This is a genomic window from Streptomyces sp. NPDC021020, from assembly GCF_044333285.1.
Classification (GTDB): domain Bacteria; phylum Actinomycetota; class Actinomycetes; order Streptomycetales; family Streptomycetaceae; genus Actinacidiphila.
Map to the genome: position 1 here is coordinate 504,452 of NZ_JBIRQQ010000007.1, position 25,584 is coordinate 530,035.

The window sequence follows — 25,584 nt, forward strand, 5'->3', positions numbered from 1 at the left end:
GGCGCGTGGGCCGGGCGTACGGCGCCACGGCCGGGGACGCCTTGAGGGGGGCGTCCCCGGCCCCGGACGCGCCGCCCGCGCCCGTACGGCATGCCGGCCGGGCGGCGGCGCGGCGCCCGACGGGCCTGGGCCCCGCGGCCCGCGCGGCGCTCCGGCGGCCTCAGGACAGCCGGTTGACCGCGGAGGCGAACAGCGCCGGGCAGCGGGCGGCGGCCGGGACGATACGGCGGGCCGACCAGGGGTGGTCGCGCAGCCACAGCAGGGAACCGGTCAGCAGCCGGTAGTCGCGTGTGACGCGGCGCCATGCCGCGTCGTAGTCCTGCGGGCGGTCCGCCAGGACGCAGCGGACCAACTGCTCGGCCGAGGCCAGCGCCACCGCGACGCCCTCGCCGGTCAGCGCGTCGACGTAGCCCGCCGCGTCGCCCACCAGCAGCACCCGGCCCGCGCGCCTGGCGCGCACCCGCTGCCGCATCGGACCGGCGCCGCGGGCGGCGGTCGCGGCCTGCGCGGGCAGCCGCTCCAGCAGCCGCGGGAAGGCGGCGAGTTGCGCGGCGAACGGGCCGCGGCCGGCGGTCAGCACGGCGACGCCCACAAGACCGGGCGCGACCGGCGTGACGTACGCCTCGGCGCGCGCCGACCAGTGCACCTCGACGACGTCGCTCCACGGCGCCACCGCGAAGTGCCGCCGCAGCCCGTAGCGGGCGGGCCGCTCCCCCGCCGCGGCCGGGCCCGCGTCGGTGCCGAGCCGCAGCGCCCGCCGCAGCGGCGAGTGCAGGCCGTCGGCCGCGGCCAGGTAGCGGGCGGTGATGCCGGCGGCGGTGACACCGCGGGCGTCCTGCCGCACGCCGTCGACCCGCAGCGGCAGAATCCGCACGCCGAGTCCCGCCGCGGCCTGCGCGAGCGCGGCGTGCAGCGCGGTGCGCCGCACCCCGCGGCCGGGCGCGCCGCGGAAGCGGGCCTCCGCGCGGTGGCGCCCGTCGAGGTACGCGATGCCGTGCAGCGGGACCCCCGGGACATCCACGCCCAGCGCGGCCAGCCGCCGTACCGCCGAGGGCATCAGGCCCTCCCCGCACGCCTTGTCCACCGGCCCCGGCCGCGGCTCGGCGACCACCACCTCCAGGCCCGCGCGGGCGGCGTGGATCGCGGTGGCCAGACCCGCCGGACCGCCGCCCGCCACCAGCAGGTCGATCACGCGGGCGCCGCCGTCGCGAGCGCGGCGTTCTCGCACCGCAGCCGCACCGCGAGCAGCGCGGTGTTCGCGAGGCCGAAGCACAGCGCCGTCAACCACGCCCCGTGCACCAGCGGCAGCGCCGCTCCCTCCACCACCACGGCCAGGTAGTTGGGGTGCCGCAGCACGCGGTACGGCCCGCGGTCCACCAGCGGCAGGCCGGGGACGACGATCACCCGGGTGTTCCAGCGCGGCCCCAGCGTCCCGACGCACCACCAGCGCAGCACCTGCGCGGCGAGGGCGAGCCCCAGCATCGGCCAGCCCAGCGCGGGGACGAACGGCCGCCCCAGGGCCTGGACCTCGGCCAGGCAGCCGACCAGCAGCCCGGTGTGCAGCAGCACCATCACCGGGTAGTGCCCCGCGCCGTACTCCGTACCGCCGCGCGCGAGGCTCCAGCGCGCGCCGCGGCGCGCCGCGGCCAGTTCGAGCAGCCGCTCGGCGGCCACCAGCAGCACCAGCAGGGTGTACCAGGACATCGGCGGCCTACCAGCGCAGCAGGACGGTCTCGGAACAGAAGCCCGGCCCCATCGCCATCACCAGCCCCGGGCTGCCGGGCAGCGGCCGCTCCCCCGCGAGCACGTCGCGCAGGATGTGCAGCACCGACGCCGACGAGAGGTTGCCGACCTCGGCGAGCGAGCGCCAGGACGCCTCCAGCGCGCGGGCCGGCAGGTCCAGCGACTCGCGCACCGCCTCCAGCACCCGCGGGCCGCCCGGATGGCACACCCAGCCGGTCACGTCCCGCGGCTTCAGCCCGTGCCCGGCGAGGAAGTCCTCGACCTCCGGCCCGACGTGACGGCGCACCAGCCGGGGCAGCTCGCCGCCCAGCACGATACGGAAGCCGCCCGCGCCGATGTCCCAGCCGAGCAGGCCCTCGGTGTCCGGGTAGAGCCGGCTGCGGGCCGCCACCACCTCGGGCCCGGCCGCCGCCCGCTCCCGCCCCACCGCCACGACCGCGGCGGCGCCGTCCCCGAACAGCGAACCGGCCACCGCGTTCGCCGCGGAGGTGTCGTCGCGCTGGAGCGTCAGCGAGCACAGCTCCACCGACAGCAGGACGGCCACCGCGCGCGGGCTCGCCTGCAGGTAGTCGTGCAGCCGCGCGAGGCCCGCGGCCCCGCCCGCGCAGCCCAGCCCGAACAGCGGCAGCCGCTTCACGTCCGGCCGCAGCCCGAGCCGCCCCGCGAGCCGCGCCTCGACGGACGGGGCGGCCACGCCCGTGACCGAGGTGGAGATGACCAGATCCACCTCGTCCGGCGCGATGTCCGCCGCCTCCAGCGCGCCGCGCACCGCCTCGCCGCCCAGCACCTGGGCCTGCTCGATGAAGCGGTCGTTGGCCTCGCCGAAGCTCGTGAGCTGCGCGTAGCTTTCGAGGGGGAGCGCGAGGTGCCGGGTCCGCACGCCGGACGCGGCGTGCATCCGCGCGAGGACGTCCCGTCCGGGCGTACGGGAGGGCTCCGGCGTCCGCGCCGCCGGGCTCGGCGTCATGCTCGCGAGCGCTTCCGTGATCTCGTACTGCTCGTACCGGTACGGCGGAAGCACTGCGTGGACGGCGCCGATTCGGGTCATTTGCTCAGCATACGTACGATTTGCGCTCATATGCCCCGCAGGCGTGGCGTGTCGTCCCGGGAGGCGGGAGGCGGTACGGGCTTCTCCGCGGCCCCTTTCGCCACGGGGTGCCTCGGGAGGTGCGATTCGCGACGTTGCGGTGAGTGGGGGGCTGAGCGCGCAGTTCCCCGCGCCCCTTTCGCCGCGAGGTGCCGCGCAAAATACTTCTCGCGACCTTCCCGCCGTGTTGGTTGCTCGCGCGGTTCTCCCCCGAGGCTTCGCCGGGAGGTGCCCCCCATGCGCCCCTGATTCGGCCACCTGCGCCGCATGCGCCAGCCTCCCCCACCCGTCCCGCGAGGGGTGCGCGGCGTGGGGGCGGCGGGTCGGCGGGGTGGCAGGGCATCGTGGCGGGAATGGGCGTGAGCGGTGTGGTGAGGGCGAGTCATCCGGAGGCGTGCGGCGTGGTCACCGCGCTGGTGGCCGCGCTCGCGGCGGTGTCCGGCGCCAGCGCCGCGCATTGCGTGCTGCTCGGCGCCGCCGTGCTGAGCGGCCAGCTCTCCGTCGGCTGGTGCAACGACGCCGTGGACGCCCCGCGGGACACCGCGGCCGCCCGCCGCGACAAACCGCTCGCCGCGGGCGCGGCGGGCCGCGGGGTGATCGCCGCGGCCGCGGGCTGCGCGCTCGCCGCGTGCGTCCCGCTCTCCCTCACCGTGGGGCGCCTCGCCGGGGCCGCCCACCTGGCGGGTGTGGCGGCGGCATGGGCGTACAACCTCGGGGTGAAGCGCACGGCGGCCTCGTGGCTGCCCTACGCGCTGGCTTTCGGGCTGCTCCCGGCGTTCGTGACGCTGGGCCTGCCGGGCCACCCGTGGCCGCCCGCGTGGGCGCTCGCGGCGGGCGCGCTGCTCGGCGTGGGCGCGCACGTCACGAACGTGCTGCCGGACATCGACGCGGACCTGGCCGCGGGCGTGCGCGGCCTGCCGCAGCGGCTGGGCCGGCGGCGCTGCCGGGTGCTGGGCCCGCTGCCGCTGCTGGCCGCCTCGGCGGTGCTGGTGTTCGGACCGCCGGGACCGGCGGGGCCCGCGGGCTGGGCGGCGCTCACGCTGACCGGCACTCTGGCGGCGGCGACCACGGCCACGCCGGCGGGCCCGGCGGAAGCGAGCCGTCTGCCCTTCCTGACGACGCTCGTCCTCGCCGTCACCGCCGTGGCCCTGCTCGTGCTGCACGGCGGCTCGCTCGGCCCGCGCTGACGGTTCAGCGCACCGACCTGCGGTGCCGCCGGGCGCGCAGCGCCAGCAGGTCGAGCGGGATCAGCACGAGGCAGGCCGCGACGGCCACCAGCTGCGCCACCGCGGCGACCCACTTCTCCGTGTACCAGACCGGCTCGTACATGTCCGGCACCGGGCCGAGCTTCCCGACGTCCACGTAGCGGTAGACCATGATGAGCGCGAAGCCGCCCGCTGCGACGAGCCAGCCGAAGACGGCGGAGGGCAGCCGCCGCCAGACCAGCACGAGCAGCGCGGCCAGCGCGGAGATCGCCGCCTCGATGCGGAAGAGGTCGCCCTGGCTGAAGGTGGCCTTCACCGCGTCGTACTGCGGGGCGAGGTCGGCGTGGACGTACGCGTCGACCGCGAGGCCGGCGGCCGCGAGCACGCGTGCGGTCCACTCCAGCACCAGCTTCGCCATCGCGGTTCCCTCGCCTCGTCGTGCGGCCGCCTCCCGGTCAGGTTGCGTCCTGCGGGCGTCCGCCGCGCGTCGCGGGCGGCCGCACGGGGGACGGAGCGGTGCCGGGAACACGCCGGCGGCCGCGCCCGCCGGAGACCCGGGGGCGCGGCCGCCGCGGCGTCAGAGGCTGCCGTACGACTGCAGGACGTACGCGCACTGGGTGTAGATGTAGCCGCTCTGGAAGGTGCGGCTGTCGGCGACCGGCGTCGTGTCGTCGCTGTCGTCGAGCGGCTTCTGCATGATGTACGAGGTGCCGACGGGCACGTGCAGGGTGTGCTTGGCGTAGTGCGCCTTGCTGTCCTTGCAGGCCAGGCTCTGCGCGAGGGAGTCGCTCATGTACGCGCTGCACCCGCTGCACCCCTTGAGGGTGAAGCTGCCGGTGGTCTTGCCCGTGTAGAGGATCTCGATCGGGTCGGGGCTGTCGTTGGTGAAGGTCACGCTGATGGAGCCGCCGCTGCCGGTGCCGGGCATCTTCTTGCCCGCCGCGGGGATCTTGGTGGCTATCTCCGCGGCTATGGCGATCCGCTGCGCGGAGGCGTGGTTCTTGTCCTTCGGGTATTTGCTCTTGAAGTCGTTCAGCGTCTCCAGCGCGTCGTCGAAGCTGCCGTCCTTGTACTGCGACACGCCGCAGTTGTACATGCCCGTCTCGGTGTAGGCGTTCGCCTTGCGGACGTCGGCGTCGAGCGTGCCGGCGATACCGGCCTTGTCACCGGGCAGTTCGCCGGCGTCGGAGCCGAGGGTGTCCAGCTTGTCGAGGGCCGGGCAGGGGTCGCTGCCGGTGACGAGCTTGCCGGTGCTGTCGATCTCCGCGCGCAGCGCCGGCTCGACCTTCGCGGCCTGCGGCGAGTGGGGGAAGGTGGTGAGCAGCGTGCCGAGCTTGCCGCTCTCGCTCGCGGCGCCGTCGGTGTAGGACATCAGCTCGGTCCAGCCGCACTCGTACAGCGAGGTCGCGAGCTTGTCGTCCGGCGTGGTCGCGAGCGAGCCGACCGCGTCGGCGTCGATGTGCTGCGGGACCGTCGTCCGCAGGTAGGTGAGCGGGTCGATCGCGTCGCAGTACTTCTTCTGGTCGTACGCCCCGCCGACTGCGGTGTAGAAGGTCTTCATCCGGTCCGGCACCTTCTTGCCGGCCTTGGAGTCCGCGTGCTTGGTGTGCAGGTCGTTGTACGTGCCGAGGGCGGAGTCGAAGTCGCTCTTGGCGGACGCGAACGGCTTGGCCTTGGCCGCCTGGACGAGCTTGTCGGCCTTGTCGAGCCGGTCCAGCAGCTGCTGCTGGACCGCGTCGTCCTTGGCGCCCTTGTAGTAGACGGCCGCGCCGGCCGGCACCGCGAGCAGCACCAGGCCCATCAGCAGCGCGAGCGGCGCCTGCGGCGGGAAGGACAGCCGGGTGCGCAGTCCGCGCAGGGCGCCGTGCGCGGCGGTCAGCGCGAGGAAGACCAGGTACGTCACGAGCATGCCGCCGGACACGCCGTCGGGGTCGGCGGGCAGCGCGGTGAACAGGAAGATGCCGGTGCCGATCAGCGCCACGACCAGGGCGAGCCAGCGGCGGGTCACCAGGTAGCCCAGGCCGAGGCCGCTGAGGTTGAGCAGGCCCACGGCCACGGCGCGCAGCGGATCCGCGGGCGCGGGCGGGACGGGCGGGGCGGGAGGCGGCGGCGGGGGTCCGAAGGGCGGCGGGCCGAAGGACGGCGGGCCGAACGACGGCGGCCCCGGAGGCGGCGGGGGCGGAGGCGGGCCGAACGCACCGCCGCCGGGCCGGCCGCCGCTCTCCCCGTACCCGCCGCCGTTGTCGCCCTGCTGGCCCCAGCTCATGGCAAAACCCCCCGGAATCCGGTCCCCACCCATGGAAAGTACGCGCGTACCGACACTGCCGAGCGCGTGAGGGCCCATTTATATCTGATGCCGAGGACAGCGCGCCGGTTCCCCCCGAACGGGTGAAGATGCGGGGGCGCCGGGGCGGGCGCAGGCTGGACGGGTGACAGCCGGGGGGCGGCGGCGCGCGCCGCGCCCTCCCGGGACCTCCCGACGCCGGGGAGCGAGCATGGGCGAGACCGAGGTGCTGGTGGTGGGCGCGGGCCCGGTCGGGCTGACGGCGGCGCTGGAGCTGCGCCGCCGGGGCGTCGCCTGCCGCGTCGTCGACCGGCGCACCGAACCGCAGCCGTACGCCAGAGCCGTCGGGGTGCTGCCGCGCACCTTCGAGGTGTGGGACGCGATGGGCCTGGTGCGCGACGCCCTGGAGGCGGCCGTGCCGCTGTACGGCCAGTTGGTCTTCGTCGACGGCCGCCCGGGTCCACGGGTCGAGCTGCAGCTGCCGCCGGACGTCCCGTACGGCTTCGCGGCGCTGCCGCAGGACGCCACCGAGCGGCTGCTGACCCGGCATCTGGAGGCCTACGGCGGCCGCGTCGAGCGCGGCACCGAACTGCTCGGCCTCGAACAGGACGGCGACGGGGTGCGCGCCCGGCTCGGTGCGCCCGGCGGCGCCGAGACCGTACGGGCCCGCTATCTCGTCGGCTGCGACGGGGCGCACAGCCGCACCCGGCAGGAGCTGGGGATCGCCTTCGAGGGGGACGCCTTCCCCGAGGAGTACATGCTCGGCGATGTCGAGGTCGACTGGGACCTGCCGCCCGGCTACGCGGTCCGCTCGCTGCACCACGACGCCGCGGGCGAGGTCGACGACCTGCTGGTGTGCGTGCCGCTGCCCGGGCGGGGCCGCTACCGGATGTCGATGCGGGTGCCCGGCGAGCTGGCGGCGGGGCCGCCGGAAGGGGCTTCGGCGGAGGTCGCGCACGGCCTGGAGGCCGGGCGGGCGCCGGAGCTGCGGCACATCCAGGACGTGCTCGACCGGCTCTCGCCGCGGGAGGTGACCGCGCGGCGGCTGCGCTGGTCGTCCGTCTTCCGCATCAGCCACCGGCTCGCCGAACGCTACGGCGCCGGGCGGGTGCTGCTCGCCGGGGACGCCGCGCACATCCACCCGCCGACGGGCTCGCAGGGCATGAACACCGGCATCCAGGACGCGTACAACCTCGCCTGGAAGCTCGCCCTCGCCGTGCAGGGCGCCGCCGCGGACGGGCTGCTCGGCAGCTACGACGCGGAGCGGCGGCCGGTCGGCGCGGAAGTGGTGGGGCGGACGGTCCTGCACGCCCGGCAGGGCGGCACGGAGGCGGACGTGCTGCGCGAGGCGCAGCTCCTCGTCTCCTACGCCGGCAGCCCCCTCGTCGGCCCCGCCGGCGAGGGCGAGGGGCCCCGGCCCGGCGACCGGGCCCCCGACTGCCACGGGCTGACGGGCGACATCGCGGCCTACCCGGTACGGCTCTTCGACCTGCTGCGCAGCCCGCACCACACGCTGCTGCTGTACGCCGACGACGATTCCCCCGTGCGGGAGCTGCGGGCCTGCGCGACGGCCGCGCGGAGCGCCGCGCACGGGCGGCTCAACGTCTTCGCGGTCCTCGCGCCGGGCGCGGAGGGCGACGGGCTCGGGGTGCCGCGCGTCCACGACCGCGACAAGGCCTTCCGCCGGGCCTACCGGGCGGCGCCGCCCGAGGCCTTCGTGATCCGCCCCGACGGCCACCTCTCGGCCCGCCTGCCCGCCCCCACCCCGTCCGCCCTCACCGCCCACCTCCACAAGACCTTGCGGGCTGCTGCGTAGGCGACGCGCGGGGCGGTCACCGGGCCGGGGCGCCGAAGCGGGCGAGGTAGTGCCAGACCTTCTTCAGTGCCTGCGGGTCGTGGTCGCTGGAGTGCTCGGCGGCGCCGATGACATGGGGGTCGAGGACGCCGTCGACGGCGATCCGGGCGGCCAGGTCGACGTACTCCTGGCCCCGGTAGCCGGAGCGGCCGCGCAGGTCGGCGGTGGCGAGCCGGAAGCCGGCGTGCCATTCCACGGGGCAGCCCAGGCGCAGCGCGGCGGCCTCGACCGGCGTGCCGCGGTAGCAGGGGTCGAGGACCAGGGCCTCCACGTGGCGGTCGGGGCGGACGGGGCCGTGGACCTGCGCCTCGACGTAGTCGTCCAGGTCGTCCTGGCGGTCGGCGAGGGCCAGTTCGACCAGCCGCATACGCGCCGCCACGCCGAAGTCCGCGGGCTCGTGGAAGCTGTCGGGGTAGCAGAAGGTGGTCCGCGCCAGCGGCCCGGCGGTCAGCCGGAAGTGGGCGGAGCCGAACCGCGGGGCGCCGCCGGCCGGCTTGCGGCGGAAGTTCAGCGCGCCGTAGACGGGCCGCTCGTGGGCGGGCGCGTCGTCGTACGCCCCGGCGAAGATCCGGCTCTCCCAGCGCCACCGGTCGCCGCCGGGGCGGGCGGTCAGCCCGCCGTTGCTCGTGCCCGTCACGAACTGCGAGCGGTAGACGCCGTCCTCGGCCATCGCGTCCAGGATCGGCCTGCCGCGCACCAGGCGGTCCGGGTGGAAGTTGAGGGTCACCCGCAGCGCCGGGTCCAGCGGAGGCCCGGACGCCAGCCCGGCGATGTGGCCGAGCGCCCTTTCCTGCGGGGTGCGGGAGGTCGCGGAGGTCATCGGCACAGTGTTCCGCCCGGTGGGCGGCGGGCGCACGCGGATTGCCCGCGGGACAGCCCTCAGCGCGGGGCCCCGCCGGACGGGCGGCGGCGGAGAAGGAGGCGGCGGGGGCGCGGGACGGGCGGGGGCTCCTCGGCGGCGTGGTGGCGCTTGGCGCGCAGGACGGCGGCCTGGACGCGCAGGCGTTCCGGGTCGAAGCCCGGCGGGGCGTCCGCGCCGCCCACGAGCGAGGCGAGCAGCGCTTCCTGGGCCGCGCCCAGGGCGGCCCGCTCGGCCGCGGTCATACGGGGCACCCGCGCGCGACGGCGGCGCGGATCGCGGCGAGCTCGCCCGCGATCTCCGCGTCCGTCGGATAGGCGCCGTCGCGTTCGAGGAGGACGCCGGGCAGCCGGGCCCGGCCCGCGAGGTCGGCGAGCAGGTCGAGCACGGGCGCGGGCACCGGGTGGGTGTGGGTGTCGTGCCACACCCCGTCGCGTTCGACGCCCCCGGCGACGTGGACGTACCCGAGGCGCTCCAGCGGCAGCTCCCGCAGGACCTGGTGCGGGTCGATGCCGAGGTTGACCCGCGCGGTGTGCAGGTTGGCGACGTCCACGAGCAGCAGCGCGCCCGTGCGGCCGGCGATCTCGGCGAGGAACTGCCCCTCCGTCAGCTCCTCGCCGGGCCAGGCGAGCAGCGGTGCGATGTTCTCCAGCGCCAGCGGTACGGGCAGCTGGTCCTGGGCGATCCTGACGTTCTCGGCGACGACGGCGACGGTGTCCCACGTCCGGGGCACCGGGATCAGGTGCCCGGCCTCCCACTGCCCCGCCCGGGTGAAGGCGATGTGCTCGCTGACCAGTGGCGCGTCCAGCGCTTCCGCGCACGCGGCCAGGTGCGCGAGCCGCGCGGGGTCGGGGCGCTCCGCGCCGCCCAGCGACAGCGAGACGCCGTGCGGCACCACCGGGACCCCGCGTTCCCGCAGCACCGCCAGGGACGGGAAGAGCCGCCGCGGGTCGATGCCCTCCGCGATGGCCTCGACGAAGTCGACGCCGGGCAGGCGCTCGACGGTCAGGTCGATGGGGCGGCGCCAGCCGATGCCGTAGCCCAGCTCGGGCGCGGCCGCGGGCGTCATCCGCCGCACCCGCCGCAGCCGCCCCCGCACCCACCGCCGCCGCAGCCGCCGCCCCCGCTGTCGCCGCCGCCCGAGTCCGTGCCGCAGCCCGCGCCGCCACCGCTCGCGGAGGAGGTGCTCAGTCCGCCGAAGAGCGCTTCGCGCAGGTCGCCGTCCATGACCGCGCCCGCGCCGATCAGCGCGACCCCCATCACCGCCGCCGGCGCGAGCGGGTTGCCGCCGCCGAACACCGCGGGGGCTCCCGCGTGCGCGGGGGCCGCGCCGCGGGCCTGCTCCAGCATCCGCTCGGCCGCGGGGGTGCGGCGCGGTGTGGAGCCGCCGACCATCAGCAGGACCATCGCGCTGACCGCCAGCTCGGCCAGCAGCAGGCCCACCGGGTGGTGCCGGTGCACGCCGTAGCCGAGCCGGGCCGTCCCGGCGCAGAAGACGGCGAGCATCGGGGCGAGTTCGGCGACGGCGGACGAGGCGCGCTGGTTCGGCGTCAGCAGCAGCCCGCGCGCGGTGGCGTGGGCGACGACCTGGTCGACCGCGGCGCCGTGCGCGACCCGGTCCCGGACCGTTGTGAGGGTGGCACCGTGGGTGCCGCTCACGGCGTGGACGACCTCCCCGGCCACCCTGTCGGCGGGTGCGGGGGCGCCGCAGGACGTGATCCGGTGGTCGCGGCCGACGCGCAGCCGGCCCTCGGCGACGAGGGCGTGGACGGCGGTGTCCACCACACGCGTGCGGCCGCCGCTCAGCACGGCGACGGTGTAGGGGTCGGCCGGCACCCAGCCGGTGCCCGGGGCCGCGGCGAGCTTCTTGCGCCGGTTCGCGCGGATGAGGGCGGTGCCGATGCCGGCGAGAACGAATGCCGCCGCGTAGGCGGCGAGGAACGCGGGTCCGCTCATGCCTGTCACCTCCACCCGGGGTGACGCCCCCTCAAGTCCGCCCGGTTCCCACCGGGCTGGGGGCCTTTACGCCCCGGTCGGGGTCACCGCAAGGTCACCGTCAGGGTCGCGCCGTACGTGTGGCGGGTCGTCACTCGCAGCGTCGTGCCGCCCGCTTCCCGGTGGGTGGTGATCGCCGGGGAGGGGGTGGCGGGGCGCAGGGGGCGGCCGGCGAGGTGGAGGGTCAGCGAGTCGCGCGCGGTGGTGGGGTCGGCGACGGCCACCTCCACCGTCCCGTCGCGCGCCTCGCGCACGAGGACGCACGCCGGTCCGTCGACGGTGAGGCGCCCGGCGCGGTGCCGCCCGGGCGTGAAGGTGTTGACGCCGAGCAGGCCGAGCCCGGCGTGCCGTACGGCCTGGACGGCGGTGGTGTTGGCTAGCACCGAGACGGGCCCGGCGGCGGTGTACGCCCGCAGCCGCGACTCGCTCGCGCCGGGGAGGATCGCGTACGCGAACGCCGTGTGCGGGGCGCCGGCGGCCTGGTGGAAGGTCAGGGTGAAGACCTGCTTGGTGACGGCCGTGTTGGGGTTGCTCAGCCGTACGGTGCGGCGGCTGCGGGTGACGGTGTCGAGCGCGGCCGTGGCGTCCGGCAGGTGCGGGCCGAGGAGGGCGTAGCCGACCGCCGTGCCCTGGGTGGCGTCGGCGTACCGCAGCCAGGACAGCGGCGCCGTGCCGGGGCCGGTGACGGGGGCGCCGTGCCGGGTGCGGCCGGTGAGGGTGACGGCGGCGGAGGCCCCGGCGATGCGCGCGTCGGCGGTCGTGGTGACGGCACGCCCGGCGGAGTCGCCGACGCCCGCGGCGAGCACCACGATCTCGTCGTCCAGCATGAACCACGACCTGGTCGCGTCGGCGGCGCGGTAGGCGGTGAAGTCGGCCGGGAGCAGGCCCGCTTGCGCGGCGGTCCAGGCGGCGTCGGGCGCGTAGACCATGGCGGCGCTGCCGTACGGGCCGAGGGCGGCGCCGCCGGAGTGCGCGTTGGTGCCGCGCGGGAAGTAGACGTAGGCGTTCTGCGACTCCGAGGAGGAGGTGAAGCCCGCGGCGGGGTTGTCGTACCACTGCGTCCCGTACAGCTCGGGGACGCTGAGCCGGGTCTCGTCGGGGGCGGTGACTCCGGCGAGCCGGTCGGGCGGCACGGTGGTGAAGTAGTCGACGCCGAAGCTCTGCGTCTGGTCCTGCCCGGCGAGGTAGAGGTAGTGGGCGCCGGCGCCCTGGTGCCAGGGCAGCAGGTTCTCGCCGCTCATGTACTCGTAGCCGCTGATGCGCGCGGAGCTGCGGGCCAGCACGAAGGTCCAGCCGGGGCGGCGGTGGACGCTGCGGTCCATGGCGGGGTAGGCGCTGTGCAGGGCCGCGGGGTTGATGTCGCGCGCGGGGACGGCGGGGTCGGCGAGGATCGCGGCGTACGCGGCGACGCTGACCGGGGAGACGAATGCGGCCGGGTCGGGCGCCGCCCGGGTGACCTGGTGCAGGTACTTGGCGTACGAGGCGAGCGCGGCGGAGTGCCCGGCGGTGGCGTGGCCGGACAGGTCGGTGACGGCCTCGACGACGGGGGCGGCGTCGGCGTATCCGGTGCCGGTCCGGGAGACGGCGCGGCCCTTGACGGCCTCGGTCATCCAGCCCTCGACGATCAGCGGCGCGAAGCTGTCGGCGACCCAGCCGGCGGCGATGTCGGCGAGGCCGCCGCCGTCCGGCGCGTAGCCCGTGCTGTCGAGGAGTTTGACGGTCTGCGCGACGCGGGTGAGCAGCCCGGTGCCGTAGGAGCCGGTGTAGGCGACGGAGGAGTGCTGGAGGAAGGAGCCGTCGGCGTAGAAGCCGTCGGTGACACCGTGCCGGAGCGCGTACGGGTCGACGGTGGCGTAGACGGTGAGCTGGTCGGTGACGGCCTTGGTGATGCGGGCGGCGTCGCCGAGCGCCGCGCCCTGCAGGATGCGGTTGGTGGTGATGTCGGCGAGGTTGGCGCCGGTGTGGAAGCGCGAGTCGAGGTCGACGTCGCCGTCCTTGCCGTTGCGCAGGTACGCGTCCATGGCCGCGACGTAGGTGGCGGTGAGGTCGGGCGCGGTGGCGGCGAGGGTGTCGCCGAGCAGCACGAGGGTGCGGCCGGCGTAGGTGGAGATGCCGATCTCCCAGGTGAACCAGTTGCCGTAGTAGCCGGCCGACTGGTCGCCGTAGTAGTGGTCGTAGAGCCAGGTCAGGCCGTCGACGACGCGCTGCTGCACGGCGGTGTCGGCGAGCAGCGCGGAGCCGGGGGCGCGGGTGGCGACCGCGATCTCGTACAGGTACTGGAAGGAGGTGCTCAGGTGCGGGTCGCTGGTGCCGAGGTCCAGGCCGTGGAAGAGCTCGCCGCTGCCCGCGGCGTCCATCGCGGCGAGGTGGGAGGTGGCGGCGGACTGGATGGCGGCGAGCTTGCCGGCGACCTCGGGGCGGGCGTTGGAGTCCGCGGTGCCGCAGAAGACGGCGGTGGCGTTGGCGACGACGCGGGCGGCGTCGTCCGGGTCGGCGGCGTGCGCGGCGGGTATCCGCCCGGCGAGGGCCAGCAGGGCCCCGGCGGGGAGCGTCGAGAGCAGGGTACGGCGGGACATCTGCACGGCGGACGCTCCAGCGGTCGGCGGACAGCGGCGGCGCCGCGGCGGGCCGGGCGCCTGACGCATTCAAGCAACCTTGGCCCCCGCTGTCACGGGGTGCGACACGCGTCCCGCCGGTACGCACGCACGCGTCGGCTCCGCGCCCGCCCGTCCGGCGCACCCGCCCACCCGGCCCGCCCGGACGTTCACGGCACCACGATCACCGGCCAGCGGCGGGTCCTGACCAGGCGGACGCCCGGGGAGCCGAACAGCCGGTGCCGCAGGCCGCGGGAGGTGCCGATGACGACGGTGTCGGCGCGCAGGTCGTCGGCGGTCGCCGCCAGGCCCGTCGCGACGCTCGCCGACCGCAGCAGGTGGAATTCCCAGCGGGGTGCGGGCAGTCCGGGGGCGGACCCGAGCCCGCGGGCGATGCGGTCGCGCAACTGCGCGGCGAGCGCGACGTCGTCGGTGGCGAGCATCCACGCGACGCCGCCGAACATCGCGGCTGCGTGCTGCGGCAGCACGTGGACGAGCACCAGCAGCGCGTCCTGCCGGCGGGCGAGGCCGACGGCGTAGGCGACGGCGCGCCAGGAGGAGTCGGAGTCGTCCACACCGACGACGACCACCCGGCCGCCGCCCCGCGGGGCGGCGGCCCGATCGGATCCCACGGCCTCGCGCCGTGCCCGCTGCTACGCGGCCGGCCCGTCCGTGCCGTCCGCCGCGGCGGTCGCCTCGTCGGCGCCGGCCGGCGGCTCCTCCTCGCGCCGCTCGAAGGCCGCCCCGGTGGTGCGCAGCGGCACTTCCTTGAGCATCGTGGACAGCAGCATCGCCAGCACCAGGACACCGCCGCAGACCAGGAAGGCGAGGTTCATGGCGTCGGTGAAGCCGACCTTGAAGGGGTGGCCGAGCACCGGGTCGAAGTGGCTCAGGAACGACGTGTCGTTGAGGCTGTCCGAGCCGCCGCCGGTGAGCGTCTTGAGCTGCTCCGGGTGCGCGGCCGCGGCCTGCTGGAATTCCTGCGTGCCGCGGGCGGCGGCGAAGGCGGAGCTGATCTTGCCGGGCACGACGGAGTAGACGATGGACAGGAAGACGGCGACGCCGAGCGTGCCGCCCATCTGCCGGAAGAACGTCGTCGACGACGTCGCCACACCGATGTCCTGCGGCGGGACGGCGTTCTGCATGGCCAGCACGATGGTCTGGAAGTTCAGGCCGAGACCGGCGCCGATCAGGAACATCGCCGCGTCCGCGTACAGCAGGCTGCTGTCGGCGTCGATCTGCCAGAGCATCAGCATGCCGGCGACGAGCAGGGCGCAGCCGATGACCGGGAAGATCTTGTAGCGCCCGGTGCGCGAGGTGATGATGCCGGAGACCGCCGAGAAGACCATGATGCCCAGCACCAGCGGGAGCATCAGCAGGCCGGCCTTGGTGGGCGAGTTGCCCTTGACCAGCTGGAGGTAGAACGGGATGAGGGTGATGCCGCCGAACATCCCGATGCCGATGATCGCGGACTGGGCGGAGCCCAGCGCGAAGACGCCGTTGCGGAAGAGCCGCAGCGGCAGCAGCGCCTCGTCGCCCGCCCGGCGTTCGGCGAGGAGGAAGCAGACGATGCCGACGACGCCGACGATGTAGCAGCCGAGCGAGCGGCCGCTGCCCCAGCCCCACTCGCGGCCCTGCTCGGCGACGATCAGCAGCGGCACCAGGGCGACGACGAGCGCCGTGGCGCCGAACGAGTCGACCTTGTGCGGGCGCTTGTCCTGCTTGAGGTGCAGCACCTTGGCGACGACGACGAGCGCGGCGATCCCGATGGGCACGTTGACCAGGAAGATCCACCGCCAGCCGTCGATGCCGAGCAGCGAGTCCTGGCCGGCGAGCGAGCCGCCGATGACCGGTCCGAGCACGCTGGAGGTGCCGAAGACCGCCATGAAGTAGCCCTGGTACTTGGCGCGTTCGCGCGGCGGGATGATGTCGCCGATGATCGCGAAGGCCAGCGAGAACAGGCCGCCGGCGCCGATGCCCTGGAAGGCGCGGAAGGCGGCGAGCATGTACATCGACGTCGAGAGCATGCACAGCGCGGAGCCGACGATGAAGACGGATATCGCGAAGAGGAAGAAGGGCTTGCGGCCGTACTGGTCGGACAGCTTGCCGTAGAGCGGGGTGGCGATGGTCGAGGTGATGAGGAAGGCGGTCGTCACCCAGGCCTGTGCGGTCAGTCCGTCGAGGCTCTCGCCGATCTTGTAGATGGCGGTGGAGACCACGGTCTGGTCGAGTGCGGCGAGGAACATCGCCAGCAGCAGGCCCGACAGGATGATCATGATCTGCCGGTGCGAGTAGCCTGTCGGCGGTGCGGCTGTACCGGTCTGCGCGGCATCTGCTTGGGCGCTCATAGGGTCTCTCTCTCCAGATCCTGCTTGCCCTGGGCAACGATACTGCCGTGCGACCGAACCTTCGAACGGGCGGGCGTCAATACCCGTTATGCAGCCGGTTGTTGCGCATGATGCCGGTTATGATCAGCCTGACGTACTCCGCCGCCTTCATCACGTTCTTCTCGGTGATCGGGCCGCCCAAGGTCCTGCTCGCCTTCGCGGGGCTCGCCCAGCACCATCCGCGGCGGGATCTGCGCGTCATCGCGCTGGTGTCGTCGGCGGGCGCGGTGCTGATCGGCGTGGCGACCGGCCTGTCCTCGCCCTGGCTGCTGGAGCTGTTCCACATCTCGACGCCCGCGCTGGCGCTGGCCGGCGGGGTCATCTTCTTCCTCTACGCGGTCGGCCTGGTGCTCGGGATGCACACCGGGGCCGAGGCGCCGGGCGACGACGGGCCCGACCTGACCAGCGGAATGCGGCAGTTGCTGATGCCGTACGTGGTCAGCCCGCTGGCGATGACCGGCCTGCTGATCGAGACCGCCGAGCGCACCGACTGGGGCTGGCGCGGCACGGTGGTCGCGGCCTTCGTCACCGTCATCGCGGTGGACCTGGCGTGCGTGCTGCTGCTCGGGCCGCTGCTCCAGCGCACGCACCACACCGTCGTCGAGCTGGTGGCCCGGCTGCTGGGGCTGCTGCTCGCGGCCGTCGGCGTCGACCTCGTCCTGGACGGTCTGCTGGACCTGGGCGTCAGCGCGCTGGGGCACCGCTCCTGACGGGCCGCCGAACCGCGGCCGCCCACCGTACGGGAGCCGCGCCCCAGGGCCGGGGCATCTTAAGCCCGCCGCCCGCATGTACCGCAGGAAAATGCCAGAACTCCCCGGAACGAGCGGCACTGTGCGTAACGTACTCGTCACCGCCGGACAGGCGGTCGCGCGGCAGCGTGCGGCGAGGGGAGTCGTGTGTCCGGGATCGACGAGTGCCTGCTGCGGGCGATGGCGCTGCCGGGGGCGCGCGGCGCCGCCCTGGTGGAGTGGATCAGCGGGCTGGCGCTCGGGGTGATCGGCGAGGCCGCGGCCGGCGACCACGAGACCGTCGCGGCCGAGACCGCCGACTACGCCCGCGCCACCGCGGAGCACCCGGTCTTCACCGCGGGCCACACCGGTCCCGGCCCCGCCGCCGAGGAGGCGGTGGTGCTCACCCGCAGCGGCTACCACCTGATCCGCTTCCTCGAAGCCCCGTACGAGGGCGGGGTGTTCCTCTACGTCTGGCTGGACCGGGCGCAGGCGAACCTGGCCCTGGCCCTGCGCAGGATGCGGGAACTGGCCGAGGAGCTGGTCGTGGCATGACGGCCCGCGGTGCGGGCGGCGGCGGTACGGGCGGCCCGGCGGCGCACTCCCCCATGCTCGCCCGGCTCGCCGGGGAGCGCGCGACCGGCGTGCTGTTACGCGACACCGGCGCGCTCTACCTCGACCGGGGCGCGGTGGTGCACGCCGAGAGCCCGGCGGCGCCCGGTATCGAGGTACTGCTCACCGCCGGCGGCCGGATCGGCCCGGAGGCCTGGCAAGAGGCGGTGGCCGAGGCGGGCGCGGAGTGCGCGGTGGGGCGGCGGCTCGTGGAGCGCGGCCGGATCGCGGCGGGCGAGCTGGAGATCGGCCGGCTCGGCGCGCTGCACGACGCGGCCTGGTTCGTCCTCGCCCCGGCCGCGGGCCCGACCCGCTTCCGGCACGGGGTACGGCACTGGTTCGGCTCGCCCGGCGGCGGGGTGCCGGTGGCGGCGGTGGAGGGCGAGGTGTCGCGGCGGCGCCGGCTGCTGGAGCGGCTGTGGCCGCACCCGGAACTGGACACGGCGCCCGTGACGCCCGCGCCCGCGGCCCGCGCGGCGGGTGCCCGCCCGCCGTACCTGCCGCGCGGCCAGGCCGCGGTGCTGGGCCTCGCGGACGGGGTGCGGACCCCGTCGGCGATCGCGGCGCTGCTGGGGCGGCCCGCCTTCCACGCGCTGGTGGACGTCCGCCGGCTGGCCGCGCTGGGCCTGGTGGAGACCCCGCCCGCGGGGAGCGGGCAGCCCGGCCGGGCGCCGGCCTGGGTGCAGAGCATCGGCGACACCCCGGACGCGGCGCTGCTGCGCCGGCTGCTGGTCGCCCTGGAGCGGTTGTGAAGGGGGCGCGGCGGTGAAGCGCGTGCTGCAGCGGCGTGCCCTGCGTGCCGAGAGGAGAAAGTCGATGGCCCACGAAGCCGCGATACGCACCGAGTTGGAGGGCCTGCGGGCACGGTTGCCGGACGTGACCGGCGCGGTCGCCGCGACCGCCGACGGTCTGCTGCTCGCCGCCGACCCGCCCGGCCTGCCGGCCGAGGGCTTCGCGGCGCTGAGCGCCGCCGCCCTCGGCGTGGGGCTGCGGCTGACCGACGCGGCGGGCCAGGAGTCCTTCCGCGAGCTGCTGATCCGCAGCGGCGACGGCTGCGTCGCGCTCTACCCGGCCGGGCGCGACGCCGTCCTGCTGGTCCTGGCCGGGCCGCACACCAACGTCGGCCGGCTGCACCTGGAGTCGCGCCGCAGCGGCGCCCGGGTGGCCGCGCTGCTGGACGGCTCCACCGCGCGGCCCGAGCGTACGGCGGCGCTGCCCGCCGGCGGCGGCGCGCCGTGACCGGCGAGCAGCGGCCGCGGGCGGCGCGCGGCGGCCGGGCCGCCCGGCCGCGCGCCCGGGAGGGCCGCGAGGCGGCCGGAGCGGCAGCGCCGCCCAAGACCCCTCATCCACCGCAAGCACCTGACACACCGTCGAAGGGAAGCAGGAAGATCATGGCCAACACCGAAACCGCCCTCAAGGACGCGATGACCTCGATCGAGGGCGTCATAGGCGTGGCGCTCGTCGACTACACCAGCGGCATGGCGCTGGGCACGATCGGCGGGAGCAAGGACCTCGACCTCACCGTGGCCGCGGCGGGCAACACCGACGTGGTCCGCGCCAAGGCCCGCACCATGGAGATGCTCGGCCTCAAGGACGAGATCGAGGACATCCTCATCACGCTGGGCTCGCAGTACCACCTGATCCGGCTGCTGCACGGCCGCGGCAAGTCCGGGCTCTTCCTCTACCTGGCGCTGGACCGCGGCCGGGCGAATCTGGCGATGGCCCGGCACCAGCTCAAGTCCATCGAGAACGACCTGGAGGTGTGAGCCAGGCCGCTCCCCCGTCTTCCCCCGCCCCGCCGGGCGCGCCGTTGGTCGCTTCGGGTGACCTGCGGCCGCAGCGCCCGGCGGCGGCGGGCCAGGCGTGGTGTGCTGGGGCCGACAGCGCGGCAGCGGCCGCGGCGACCGGCGGCGCGGGGGGAGCGGACGTGGACGTGGACGACGCACCGGACCCGGGAGCGGGCCGGGACACGGAGCCGGGTACGGGACCGCAGGCGGGTCCCGGCGGCGGGCGGCTGTGCCTGGTGACGGGGGCGACCGGCTACATCGGCGGGCGGCTGGTCCCCCAGCTGCTGGCCGCCGGCTACCGGGTGCGCTGCCTGGCCCGTACACCGGTCAAGCTGCGCGACCAGCCGTGGGCGGACCGCGCCGAGGTGGTCGCCGGGGACGTGACGGACGAGGCGTCGGTGGCGGCCGCGGCGGAGGGCGCCGACGTCGCGTACTACCTCGTGCACTCGCTCGGCAGCGGGCGGGACTTCGAGGCGACCGACCGCCGGGCGGCCCGGATCTTCGGCGAGCGGGCGCGGGCGGCCGGGGTGCGGCGCATCGTCTACCTCGGCGGGCTCACCCCGCACGGGGTGCCGCGCCGCGAGCTGTCACCGCATCTGCGCTCGCGCGCGGAGGTCGGCGAGGTGCTGCTGGCCTCGGGGGTGCCGACGACCGTGCTGCGGGCGGCGGTCATCATCGGGTCGGGCTCGGCGTCGTTCGAGATGCTGCGCTACCTCACCGAGCGGCTGCCGGTGATGGTCACGCCGAGCTGGGTGCGCACCCGGGTCCAGCCGGTGGCCGTACGGGACGTGCTGCGGCTGCTCGTCGGCAGCGCGGCGATGCCCGCGGACGTCAGCCGGGCCTTCGACGTGGGCGGCCCCGACGTGCTCACCTACCGGGATCTGATGCGCCGTTACGCCGCTGTCGCGGGGCTCCCCAAGCGGCTGATCGTCCCGGTGCCGGTGCTCACCCCGCGGCTGTCCAGCCTGTGGATCGGCCTGGTCACCCCCGTCCCGGCGGGAGTGGCCCGGCCGCTGGCGGAGTCGCTGCGGCACGAGGTGGTCTGCCACGAGCACGACATCGAGGCGTACGTCCCCGACCCGCCGGGCGGCCCGGTCGGGGTGGACCGCGCCCTCACCCTGGCGCTGCGCCGGGTGCGGGAGGCGCAGGTCGACACCCGCTGGTCGTCGGCGGCCGTCCCGGGCGCCCCCAGCGACCCGCTGCCGACGGACCCGGACTGGGCGGGCGGCAGTCTCTACACCGACCGGCGGCAGGCGGTCGTCGACGCGAGCCCGCAGGCGCTGTGGCGGGTGATCGAGGGCATCGGCGGCGAGCACGGCTGGTATTCGCTCGGCGTGGCGTGGGTGGTGCGCGGGCTGGTCGACCGGCTCTTCGGCGGGGTCGGGCTGCGGCGCGGGCGGCGGGACGCGCACCGGCTGCGGGTCGGCGACTCGCTGGACTTCTGGCGGGTCGAGGAGATCGAGCGCGGGCGGCTGCTGCGGTTGCGGGCCGAGATGCGGCTGCCGGGTCTGGCGTGGCTGGAGATGTGCGTCGACCGGGATTCCGAGGGGCGCACCCGCTACCGGCAGCGGGCGGTCTTCCTGCCGCGCGGGCTGCTGGGCCACGCGTACTGGTGGGGGGTCGCGCCCTTCCACGCCGCCGTCTTCGGCGGCATGGCCCGCAACATCGCACGGGCGGCGGCGCGTTCGGCCGAGCAGGAGAAGACGGGAGGCGCGGGCGGATGAGGCGCGCGGTGGTGCTCTTCACGGGTGATCTGCGGCTGCACGACCATCCGCCGCTGCGGGCGGCGCTGGCGGCGGCCGACGAGGTGGTGCCGCTGTTCGTGCGGGACCCGGCGGTGGCGCGGGCCGGTTTCGCGGCCCCGCACCGGACGGCCTTCCTCGCCGGGTGCCTGGCCGACCTCGACGGTGGGCTGCGCGAGCGGGGCGGGCGGCTGGTGGTGCGCGAGGGCGACCCGGCGGAGCAGGTGTGCGCGGTGGCCGCCGAGTGCGACGCGGCCGAGGTCCATCTCGCGGCGGCGGACAGCGGTTTCGGGCAGCGCCGCGAGGACCGGCTGCGGCGGGCGCTGACGGCGGCGGGGCGGCGGCTGCACGTGCACGACACGGTCGTCACGGCGGTGCCGCCGGGCGCGCTGACCCCGCAGAGTTCGGACCACTTCGCGGTGTTCACGCCGTACTTCCGGCACTGGTCCGGCTACCGGCTGCGGGACACGCTGCCCGCGCCGCGCCGGGTGCGGGTGCCGGACGAGGTGGGCTCGGCGGCGCTGCCGAAGGTGCCCGCGGGTCCCGCGGAGGGCGGCGAGGGGGCGGCCCGGCGGCGGCTGACGGCATGGCTGCGCGGCGGCCTGACGGGGTACGCGACGGGGCAGGACGACCTGGCGGGCGACCGCACCTCGCGGCTGTCGCCGCATCTGCACTTCGGGACGCTGTCGGCGGTCGAGACGGTGCACCGGGCGCGGGCGGCGGGCGGTCCGGGCGCGGAGGCGTTCGTGCGGCAGCTGTGCTGGCGGGACTTCAACCGGCAGCTGCTCGCGGTCCGCCCGCAGGTGTCGGCGGCCGACTACCGCACCCGGCACGACCGCTGGCGTACCGGCCGGGCGGCGGAGGCGGACGCGCAGGCCTGGCGGGAGGGCCGGACCGGCTACCCGGTGGTGGACGCGGGGATGCGCCAGCTGCGCGCGGAGGGCTGGATGCACAACCGGGCGCGGCTGCTGGTGGCGAGCTTCCTGACCAAGACGCTGTACATCGACTGGCGGGTGGGCGCGGAGCACTTCCTGGAGCTGCTGGTGGACGGCGATGTGGCCAACAACCAGCTCAACTGGCAGTGGGTCGCGGGCACCGGCACGGACTCCCGGCCGAACCGGGTCCTCAACCCGCTGCTGCAGGCGCGCCGTTACGACCCGGACGGCGGTTACGTCCGCCGCTGGGTGCCGGAACTGGCCGCGGTGGAGGGGCCCGCGGTGCACGAGCCCTGGAAACTTCCGGCGGCCGACCGCAAGGGGTATCCGGAGCCGCTGATCGAGCTGCCCGACGGTCTGGCGCGCTTCCGGCAGGCCCGCGGCCTGGACTGAGCGGCACGGCGGGACGTAACGGCGCGGGGCGCCGGCGGAACGGGGTGTGTCCGGGATATTGACCGGCCGGGAAGCAGGCCTTAGGTTGCGTCCGCAAGTTGCGTGATCGATTCCGAAACATTCGGAGTGCCGACCCGCCGAGCACTGCCGTTCCGCCTGCCCGAAGGACCCCCATGAGGAGAATGACCCGCGCCGTCGCACTCGGCGCGGTCGCCGCGGTCGCGGCGGGCGTGCTGGCCGTCGTCGTCCCGCACCTGGTGTCCGGCACGTCCGGCTCGGGCGAGGACGCACCGCCGGCGGTGACCGCGGCCGGTCCGCCGCTGCGCGTGTCGGCGCAGCAGGCCGGCATCCGCGTCGGCACGGCCGTCGACTCCGACGCGCTGGCGCACGAGGCGCCGTACGCGGCGAAGGTCGGCAGCGAGTTCTCCTCGGTCACCCCGGAGAACGTGATGAAGTGGGAAGCCGTCGAGCCGTCCCGCGGCCGTTACGACTACACGCAGGCCGACGCCCTGGTGGCGTACGCCGAGGCGCACGGCCAGCTGGTCCGCGGTCACGCGCTGGTCTGGTACCAGCAGCTGCCGCTCTGGCTGACGGCGCAGGACTTCGGCGCGGACGAGCTGCGGCAGATCCTGCACGACCACATCACCAGCGAGGTCACGCACTTCAAGGGCCGGATCTGGCAGTGGGACGTCGTCAACGAGGCCTTCGCCGACGACGGCTCGTACCGCACCGACATGTGGCTGCAGAAGCTCGGCCCCGGCTACATCGAGGACGCCTTCACCTGGGCCCACGAGGCGGACCCGAAGGCCGTGCTCTTCATCAACGACTACGGCACCGAGAGCGCGGGGCCCAAGAGCGACGCGCTGTACGACCTGGTCGCCAGGCTCCGCAAGAAGGGCGTCCCCGTCCAGGGCGTCGGCTTCCAGGGCCACCTCGACACGCGCTACCCCGCGCCGCGCGACCTCGCCGCCACCATGGGGCGCTTCGACGCGCTCGGCGTGCAGACCGCGATCACCGAGGCCGACGTGCGCATCCCGCTGCCCGCCGACAGCGGCGAGCGGGAGGCGCAGGCGCAGGCGTACCAGGTGCTGCTGGACGGCTGCCTGCGCACCCCGCACTGCACCGGTTTCACGGTGTGGGGCTTCACCGACAAGCACTCCTGGGTGCCCGACTCCTTCCGGGGCGAGGGCGAGGCGGCGATCCTCGACGAGGACTACCGGCCGAAGGGCGCCTACGCCGCCCTCGCCCAGGACCTGCGGCAGGCCCGCCGCTGACCCCGCTCCCCGCCAGGACCGGGCCGGCGGCTCGGACCGGTCCTGGCGGGGTCACCACCGTCCCGGGTAGTCCGGACGGCGCAGCGCCGGGACCGCCCGGTTGCGGGCCCCGCGGGCTCGGCCTTGACTCGTCGTGACATCCGGTGGCGGCGAGAGGAGAAGCGCCATGCTGTCGGCGCGCAGCCTTTTCACGGAGATCCTCGACAACGACGACTCCTTCCGGCTCTTCTGCTCCATCGCGGCGAGCGGGGAGTCGCAGGGCGGCTGGGAGAACGGCCGGATCGCGGCCCTGGTGCCGCCCGCGCTCGCGGAGCTGGCCCCGAAGATCGCCCGGCACGGCGCGGACGAGGAGAAGCACGGCCGGATCTTCAACGGCCTGCTGCACGGCCGCCACCTGGAACCGGCTCCGGTGCCCGCGGACACCGACTACACGATGCTGCTGGAGCGGTCCGGGATCGGCCTCGCACACTCCCGGCTGAAGGCCGACGAGCCGCTGAGCGAGCAGGACATCGTCACCTATCTGGCGCACAGCCGGGTGACCGAGCAGCGCGCCTCGGAGCAGATGGCGCTGCTGGTCAAGCTGTTCGGCACGCATCCGGAGATCGGCCGCGCGGTGCGCCAGATCGCCCGCGACGAGGACAACCACCTCGCCTACTGCCACGAGGAGCTGCTCCGGCTGACCGCGGCCGGCCACGGGCGGCTGATCCAGCGCACCCTGCGCGAGTGCGCCGCCGCCGAGATCGCGATCTACCGGGACGTCAGCGTCGCGGTGATGACGCACATGGGCGAGATCCTGCGCTGGTCCGCGGCGAAGTCGGCGCTGCTGCGGGCGGGCATCCACGCGGTGTACAGCTACGAGCGGCTGGTCGGCCGGCGCCGGATGACGAGCCTGGCCATGCCCGAGCCGCGGCTGCGCAACGCGCTGGGCGGCGGGCCGGTCGCCGCCGAGGCGACGACCTGAGGACCGCCCGGCCCCGTACCGCCCGGCGTACCGTCAGCGGCTGCGCACCAGCTCGCGGACGGCGTCGGCGAGCGGCCCCGGCTGGTCCAGCGGCAGCAGGGTGCAGCTGTCGGGGACGACGACCAGCCGGGCCCGCGGGATCTGCGCCGCGAGCCGGCGGCCGTGCTCGGGCGGCATGACCCGGTCGCCCTCGGCCCACACCACCAGCGCGGGCCGGTCGAGGCCGGGCAGCGCGGCGGCGGCGCGCTCCAGGGCGTGCCGGTCGGCGGCGATGCCGCGCAGCACCCGGACCGCGTCCCGCCGCACACCGGCGTCGGCCAGCAGGGCGCGCATCCAGCGGGCGGTGGCGGCGTCGCCGCGCTTGGTGAGCTGCCCGAACGCGACGGGCAGCCGGCGCATCGGGCGCAGCCGCATCTGCTGCATGAACAGCCCGAACAGGGCGGGCGGCAGCTTGCCGGTGAGGACCACGGTCCGGCCGGTCAGTCCCGGCGGGAAGTTGTCGTAGGCGTCGCAGGAGGCGAGGACCACCGCGCCGACCCGTTCCATCGCGGCGGCGGCGCCCGCGTCCTGCTCGGCGGCCTGCGCGACGAGCAGCTGGACCAGCGCTCCCCCGGTGTCGTTGCCGACCAGCGTGACGTCGCGCAGGTCGAGGCGTTCCAGGAACTCGCCCACGAGCCGGGCCAGTCCGGCGGGTGACAGGTCGGCGCCGTCGCGCGCGGGGCGGGTGTGGGCGCCCATCGGCAGGGTCGGTACGAGGACCCGGTGGCCGTCGCGCAGCCGCGCTGCCACCTCGTCCCACAGCGTGCCGTCCATCAGCAGGCCGTGCAGCAGCACGACCGCGGGGCCCGTACCGCCGGTGTCGCGGTAGTCGACCGGACCCGCGGACAGCTCGACGGTGCGGGTGGTCGGGAAGGTCTCGGTGGTCATCGGCATCGGGCTCCTCGCGGCGGTGCGGTCGGCACATGCTTCCAGCCTCGTATACATCGTAAACTATACACCGTACACAATGCATCTGACGCGCCGACGGTTTCCAAACTGGTGCCGTCCCCGCTCTTGCCCTCACCTACGGCGCTCATTAGTTTGTTCGCTGAACTGACGAACAAACACTTTGTGCCTGTTTCGGCACGGACAGTTCCTCTCCTG

At 75.4% G+C, this 25,584-nt stretch carries 24 protein-coding genes; 11 read left to right on the forward strand and 13 right to left on the reverse strand.

Annotation, left to right across the window (positions count from 1 at the left end; genetic code table 11):
• Window positions 1-160: 160 nt before the first annotated feature.
• From ACH4SL_RS23520 to ACH4SL_RS23530, 3 genes are read right to left on the reverse strand one after another with little or no spacing between them, the layout of a single operon-like run.
• Window positions 161-1,192, reverse strand: a complete 1,032-nt coding sequence (locus tag ACH4SL_RS23520; protein ID WP_398448785.1) for an NAD(P)/FAD-dependent oxidoreductase — start codon at window positions 1,190-1,192, stop codon at window positions 161-163.
• The gene (locus ACH4SL_RS23525) at window positions 1,189-1,704 is read right to left on the reverse strand and encodes an isoprenylcysteine carboxyl methyltransferase family protein (protein ID WP_398448635.1); all 516 of its coding nucleotides are present in this window, start codon (window positions 1,702-1,704) and stop codon (window positions 1,189-1,191) included. Before ACH4SL_RS23525 ends, ACH4SL_RS23520 begins: the two co-directional genes overlap by 4 nt.
• Before the next feature lie 7 nt (window positions 1,705-1,711).
• The gene (locus ACH4SL_RS23530) at window positions 1,712-2,791 is read right to left on the reverse strand and encodes a type III polyketide synthase (RefSeq protein WP_398448637.1); all 1,080 of its coding nucleotides are present in this window, start codon (window positions 2,789-2,791) and stop codon (window positions 1,712-1,714) included.
• 392 nt (window positions 2,792-3,183) lie between these two features.
• Between ACH4SL_RS23530 and ACH4SL_RS23535 the strand changes: the two genes are divergently transcribed.
• Entirely contained in the window at window positions 3,184-4,017 is an 834-nt protein-coding gene (locus ACH4SL_RS23535; protein ID WP_398448639.1) for a UbiA family prenyltransferase, read from the forward strand.
• Between the two features lie 4 nt (window positions 4,018-4,021).
• Here the strand turns inward: ACH4SL_RS23535 and ACH4SL_RS23540 are convergent, their stop codons facing one another.
• The gene (locus ACH4SL_RS23540) at window positions 4,022-4,453 is read right to left on the reverse strand and encodes a hypothetical protein (protein WP_398448641.1); all 432 of its coding nucleotides are present in this window, start codon (window positions 4,451-4,453) and stop codon (window positions 4,022-4,024) included.
• A 159-nt stretch (window positions 4,454-4,612) separates the two neighbouring features.
• On the reverse strand, window positions 4,613-6,301 hold the full coding sequence (locus tag ACH4SL_RS23545; protein WP_398448643.1) for a hypothetical protein: 1,689 nt from the start codon (window positions 6,299-6,301) through the stop codon (window positions 4,613-4,615).
• A 229-nt stretch (window positions 6,302-6,530) separates the two neighbouring features.
• Between ACH4SL_RS23545 and ACH4SL_RS23550 the strand changes: the two genes are divergently transcribed.
• Window positions 6,531-8,135 carry an FAD-dependent monooxygenase gene (locus ACH4SL_RS23550; protein ID WP_398448645.1) on the forward strand — a complete coding sequence of 535 codons (1,605 nt, stop codon included), beginning with the start codon at window positions 6,531-6,533 and terminating at the stop codon, window positions 8,133-8,135.
• Window positions 8,136-8,151: 16 nt separating this feature from the next.
• Here ACH4SL_RS23550 and ACH4SL_RS23555 read toward each other — a convergent pair whose 3' ends face one another.
• From ACH4SL_RS23555 to ACH4SL_RS23585, 7 genes are all read right to left on the reverse strand, one after another.
• Window positions 8,152-8,994, reverse strand: coding sequence for a DUF3626 domain-containing protein (locus ACH4SL_RS23555; protein WP_398448647.1), 843 nt, complete (start codon window positions 8,992-8,994; stop codon window positions 8,152-8,154).
• A 59-nt stretch (window positions 8,995-9,053) separates the two neighbouring features.
• The gene (locus ACH4SL_RS23560; protein ID WP_398448649.1) at window positions 9,054-9,278 is read right to left on the reverse strand and encodes a hypothetical protein; all 225 of its coding nucleotides are present in this window, start codon (window positions 9,276-9,278) and stop codon (window positions 9,054-9,056) included.
• Entirely contained in the window at window positions 9,275-10,102 is an 828-nt protein-coding gene (locus ACH4SL_RS23565; RefSeq protein WP_398448651.1) for a DUF692 domain-containing protein, read from the reverse strand. Before ACH4SL_RS23565 ends, ACH4SL_RS23560 begins: the two co-directional genes overlap by 4 nt.
• On the reverse strand, window positions 10,099-10,989 hold the full coding sequence (locus tag ACH4SL_RS23570) for a TIGR04222 domain-containing membrane protein (protein ID WP_398448653.1): 891 nt from the start codon (window positions 10,987-10,989) through the stop codon (window positions 10,099-10,101). The genes ACH4SL_RS23565 and ACH4SL_RS23570 overlap by 4 nt, the downstream gene beginning before the upstream one ends.
• 83 nt (window positions 10,990-11,072) lie before the next feature.
• Complete coding sequence (locus ACH4SL_RS23575; protein ID WP_398448655.1) at window positions 11,073-13,610, reverse strand: polysaccharide lyase family 8 super-sandwich domain-containing protein; 2,538 nt, start codon at window positions 13,608-13,610, stop codon at window positions 11,073-11,075.
• Window positions 13,611-13,792: 182 nt separating this feature from the next.
• Window positions 13,793-14,254 (reverse strand): universal stress protein, encoded by a 462-nt coding sequence (locus ACH4SL_RS23580; RefSeq protein WP_398448657.1) that lies wholly within the window; start codon window positions 14,252-14,254, stop codon window positions 13,793-13,795.
• A 21-nt stretch (window positions 14,255-14,275) separates the two neighbouring features.
• Window positions 14,276-15,970 (reverse strand): MDR family MFS transporter, encoded by a 1,695-nt coding sequence (locus tag ACH4SL_RS23585; RefSeq protein ID WP_398448659.1) that lies wholly within the window; start codon window positions 15,968-15,970, stop codon window positions 14,276-14,278.
• Between the two features lie 119 nt (window positions 15,971-16,089).
• Here ACH4SL_RS23585 and ACH4SL_RS23590 point away from each other — a divergent pair, with 119 nt between their 5' ends.
• The 9 genes from ACH4SL_RS23590 (at window position 16,090) to ACH4SL_RS23630 (ending at window position 24,441) form a co-directional block, all read left to right on the forward strand.
• Entirely contained in the window at window positions 16,090-16,719 is a 630-nt protein-coding gene (locus ACH4SL_RS23590) for a MarC family protein (protein ID WP_398448661.1), read from the forward strand.
• A 186-nt stretch (window positions 16,720-16,905) separates the two neighbouring features.
• Complete coding sequence (locus tag ACH4SL_RS23595) at window positions 16,906-17,292, forward strand: hypothetical protein (RefSeq protein WP_398448663.1); 387 nt, start codon at window positions 16,906-16,908, stop codon at window positions 17,290-17,292.
• A complete protein-coding gene (locus ACH4SL_RS23600; RefSeq protein ID WP_398448665.1) occupies window positions 17,289-18,101 on the forward strand; it encodes a transcriptional regulator in 813 nt (270 codons plus the stop codon). The genes ACH4SL_RS23595 and ACH4SL_RS23600 overlap by 4 nt, the downstream gene beginning before the upstream one ends.
• A gap of 64 nt (window positions 18,102-18,165) precedes the next feature.
• The gene (locus ACH4SL_RS23605; protein ID WP_398448667.1) at window positions 18,166-18,588 is read left to right on the forward strand and encodes a roadblock/LC7 domain-containing protein; all 423 of its coding nucleotides are present in this window, start codon (window positions 18,166-18,168) and stop codon (window positions 18,586-18,588) included.
• 152 nt (window positions 18,589-18,740) lie between these two features.
• Complete coding sequence (locus tag ACH4SL_RS23610; protein WP_398448669.1) at window positions 18,741-19,115, forward strand: hypothetical protein; 375 nt, start codon at window positions 18,741-18,743, stop codon at window positions 19,113-19,115.
• Between the two features lie 248 nt (window positions 19,116-19,363).
• Window positions 19,364-20,860, forward strand: coding sequence for an SDR family oxidoreductase (locus ACH4SL_RS23615; RefSeq protein ID WP_398448788.1), 1,497 nt, complete (start codon window positions 19,364-19,366; stop codon window positions 20,858-20,860).
• A complete protein-coding gene (locus ACH4SL_RS23620; protein ID WP_398448671.1) occupies window positions 20,857-22,206 on the forward strand; it encodes a cryptochrome/photolyase family protein in 1,350 nt (449 codons plus the stop codon). Before ACH4SL_RS23615 ends, ACH4SL_RS23620 begins: the two co-directional genes overlap by 4 nt.
• Window positions 22,207-22,379: 173 nt before the next feature.
• Window positions 22,380-23,480 (forward strand): endo-1,4-beta-xylanase, encoded by a 1,101-nt coding sequence (locus tag ACH4SL_RS23625; protein WP_398448673.1) that lies wholly within the window; start codon window positions 22,380-22,382, stop codon window positions 23,478-23,480.
• Window positions 23,481-23,646: 166 nt separating this feature from the next.
• Window positions 23,647-24,441 (forward strand): ferritin-like domain-containing protein, encoded by a 795-nt coding sequence (locus ACH4SL_RS23630; protein ID WP_398448675.1) that lies wholly within the window; start codon window positions 23,647-23,649, stop codon window positions 24,439-24,441.
• 33 nt (window positions 24,442-24,474) lie between these two features.
• Here ACH4SL_RS23630 and ACH4SL_RS23635 read toward each other — a convergent pair whose 3' ends face one another.
• A complete protein-coding gene (locus ACH4SL_RS23635) occupies window positions 24,475-25,368 on the reverse strand; it encodes an alpha/beta fold hydrolase (RefSeq protein ID WP_398448677.1) in 894 nt (297 codons plus the stop codon).
• Window positions 25,369-25,584: the final 216 nt, after the last annotated feature.

Coding starts and splice junctions, on each gene's coding strand:
- ACH4SL_RS23620 (WP_398448671.1), top strand. CDS start 20,857: ATGAGGCGCGCGGTGGTGCTCTTCACGGGTGATCTGCGGCTGCACGAC.
- ACH4SL_RS23535 (WP_398448639.1), top strand. CDS start 3,184: ATGGGCGTGAGCGGTGTGGTGAGGGCGAGTCATCCGGAGGCGTGCGGC.
- ACH4SL_RS23530 (WP_398448637.1), bottom strand. CDS start 2,791: ATGACCCGAATCGGCGCCGTCCACGCAGTGCTTCCGCCGTACCGGTAC.
- ACH4SL_RS23545 (WP_398448643.1), bottom strand. CDS start 6,301: ATGAGCTGGGGCCAGCAGGGCGACAACGGCGGCGGGTACGGGGAGAGC.
- ACH4SL_RS23540 (WP_398448641.1), bottom strand. CDS start 4,453: ATGGCGAAGCTGGTGCTGGAGTGGACCGCACGCGTGCTCGCGGCCGCC.
- ACH4SL_RS23525 (WP_398448635.1), bottom strand. CDS start 1,704: ATGTCCTGGTACACCCTGCTGGTGCTGCTGGTGGCCGCCGAGCGGCTG.
- ACH4SL_RS23550 (WP_398448645.1), top strand. CDS start 6,531: ATGGGCGAGACCGAGGTGCTGGTGGTGGGCGCGGGCCCGGTCGGGCTG.
- ACH4SL_RS23555 (WP_398448647.1), bottom strand. CDS start 8,994: ATGACCTCCGCGACCTCCCGCACCCCGCAGGAAAGGGCGCTCGGCCAC.
- ACH4SL_RS23600 (WP_398448665.1), top strand. CDS start 17,289: ATGACGGCCCGCGGTGCGGGCGGCGGCGGTACGGGCGGCCCGGCGGCG.
- ACH4SL_RS23630 (WP_398448675.1), top strand. CDS start 23,647: ATGCTGTCGGCGCGCAGCCTTTTCACGGAGATCCTCGACAACGACGAC.
- ACH4SL_RS23625 (WP_398448673.1), top strand. CDS start 22,380: ATGAGGAGAATGACCCGCGCCGTCGCACTCGGCGCGGTCGCCGCGGTC.
- ACH4SL_RS23610 (WP_398448669.1), top strand. CDS start 18,741: ATGGCCAACACCGAAACCGCCCTCAAGGACGCGATGACCTCGATCGAG.
- ACH4SL_RS23635 (WP_398448677.1), bottom strand. CDS start 25,368: ATGACCACCGAGACCTTCCCGACCACCCGCACCGTCGAGCTGTCCGCG.
- ACH4SL_RS23565 (WP_398448651.1), bottom strand. CDS start 10,102: ATGACGCCCGCGGCCGCGCCCGAGCTGGGCTACGGCATCGGCTGGCGC.
- ACH4SL_RS23605 (WP_398448667.1), top strand. CDS start 18,166: ATGGCCCACGAAGCCGCGATACGCACCGAGTTGGAGGGCCTGCGGGCA.
- ACH4SL_RS23590 (WP_398448661.1), top strand. CDS start 16,090: ATGATCAGCCTGACGTACTCCGCCGCCTTCATCACGTTCTTCTCGGTG.
- ACH4SL_RS23570 (WP_398448653.1), bottom strand. CDS start 10,989: ATGAGCGGACCCGCGTTCCTCGCCGCCTACGCGGCGGCATTCGTTCTC.
- ACH4SL_RS23585 (WP_398448659.1), bottom strand. CDS start 15,970: ATGAGCGCCCAAGCAGATGCCGCGCAGACCGGTACAGCCGCACCGCCG.
- ACH4SL_RS23560 (WP_398448649.1), bottom strand. CDS start 9,278: ATGACCGCGGCCGAGCGGGCCGCCCTGGGCGCGGCCCAGGAAGCGCTG.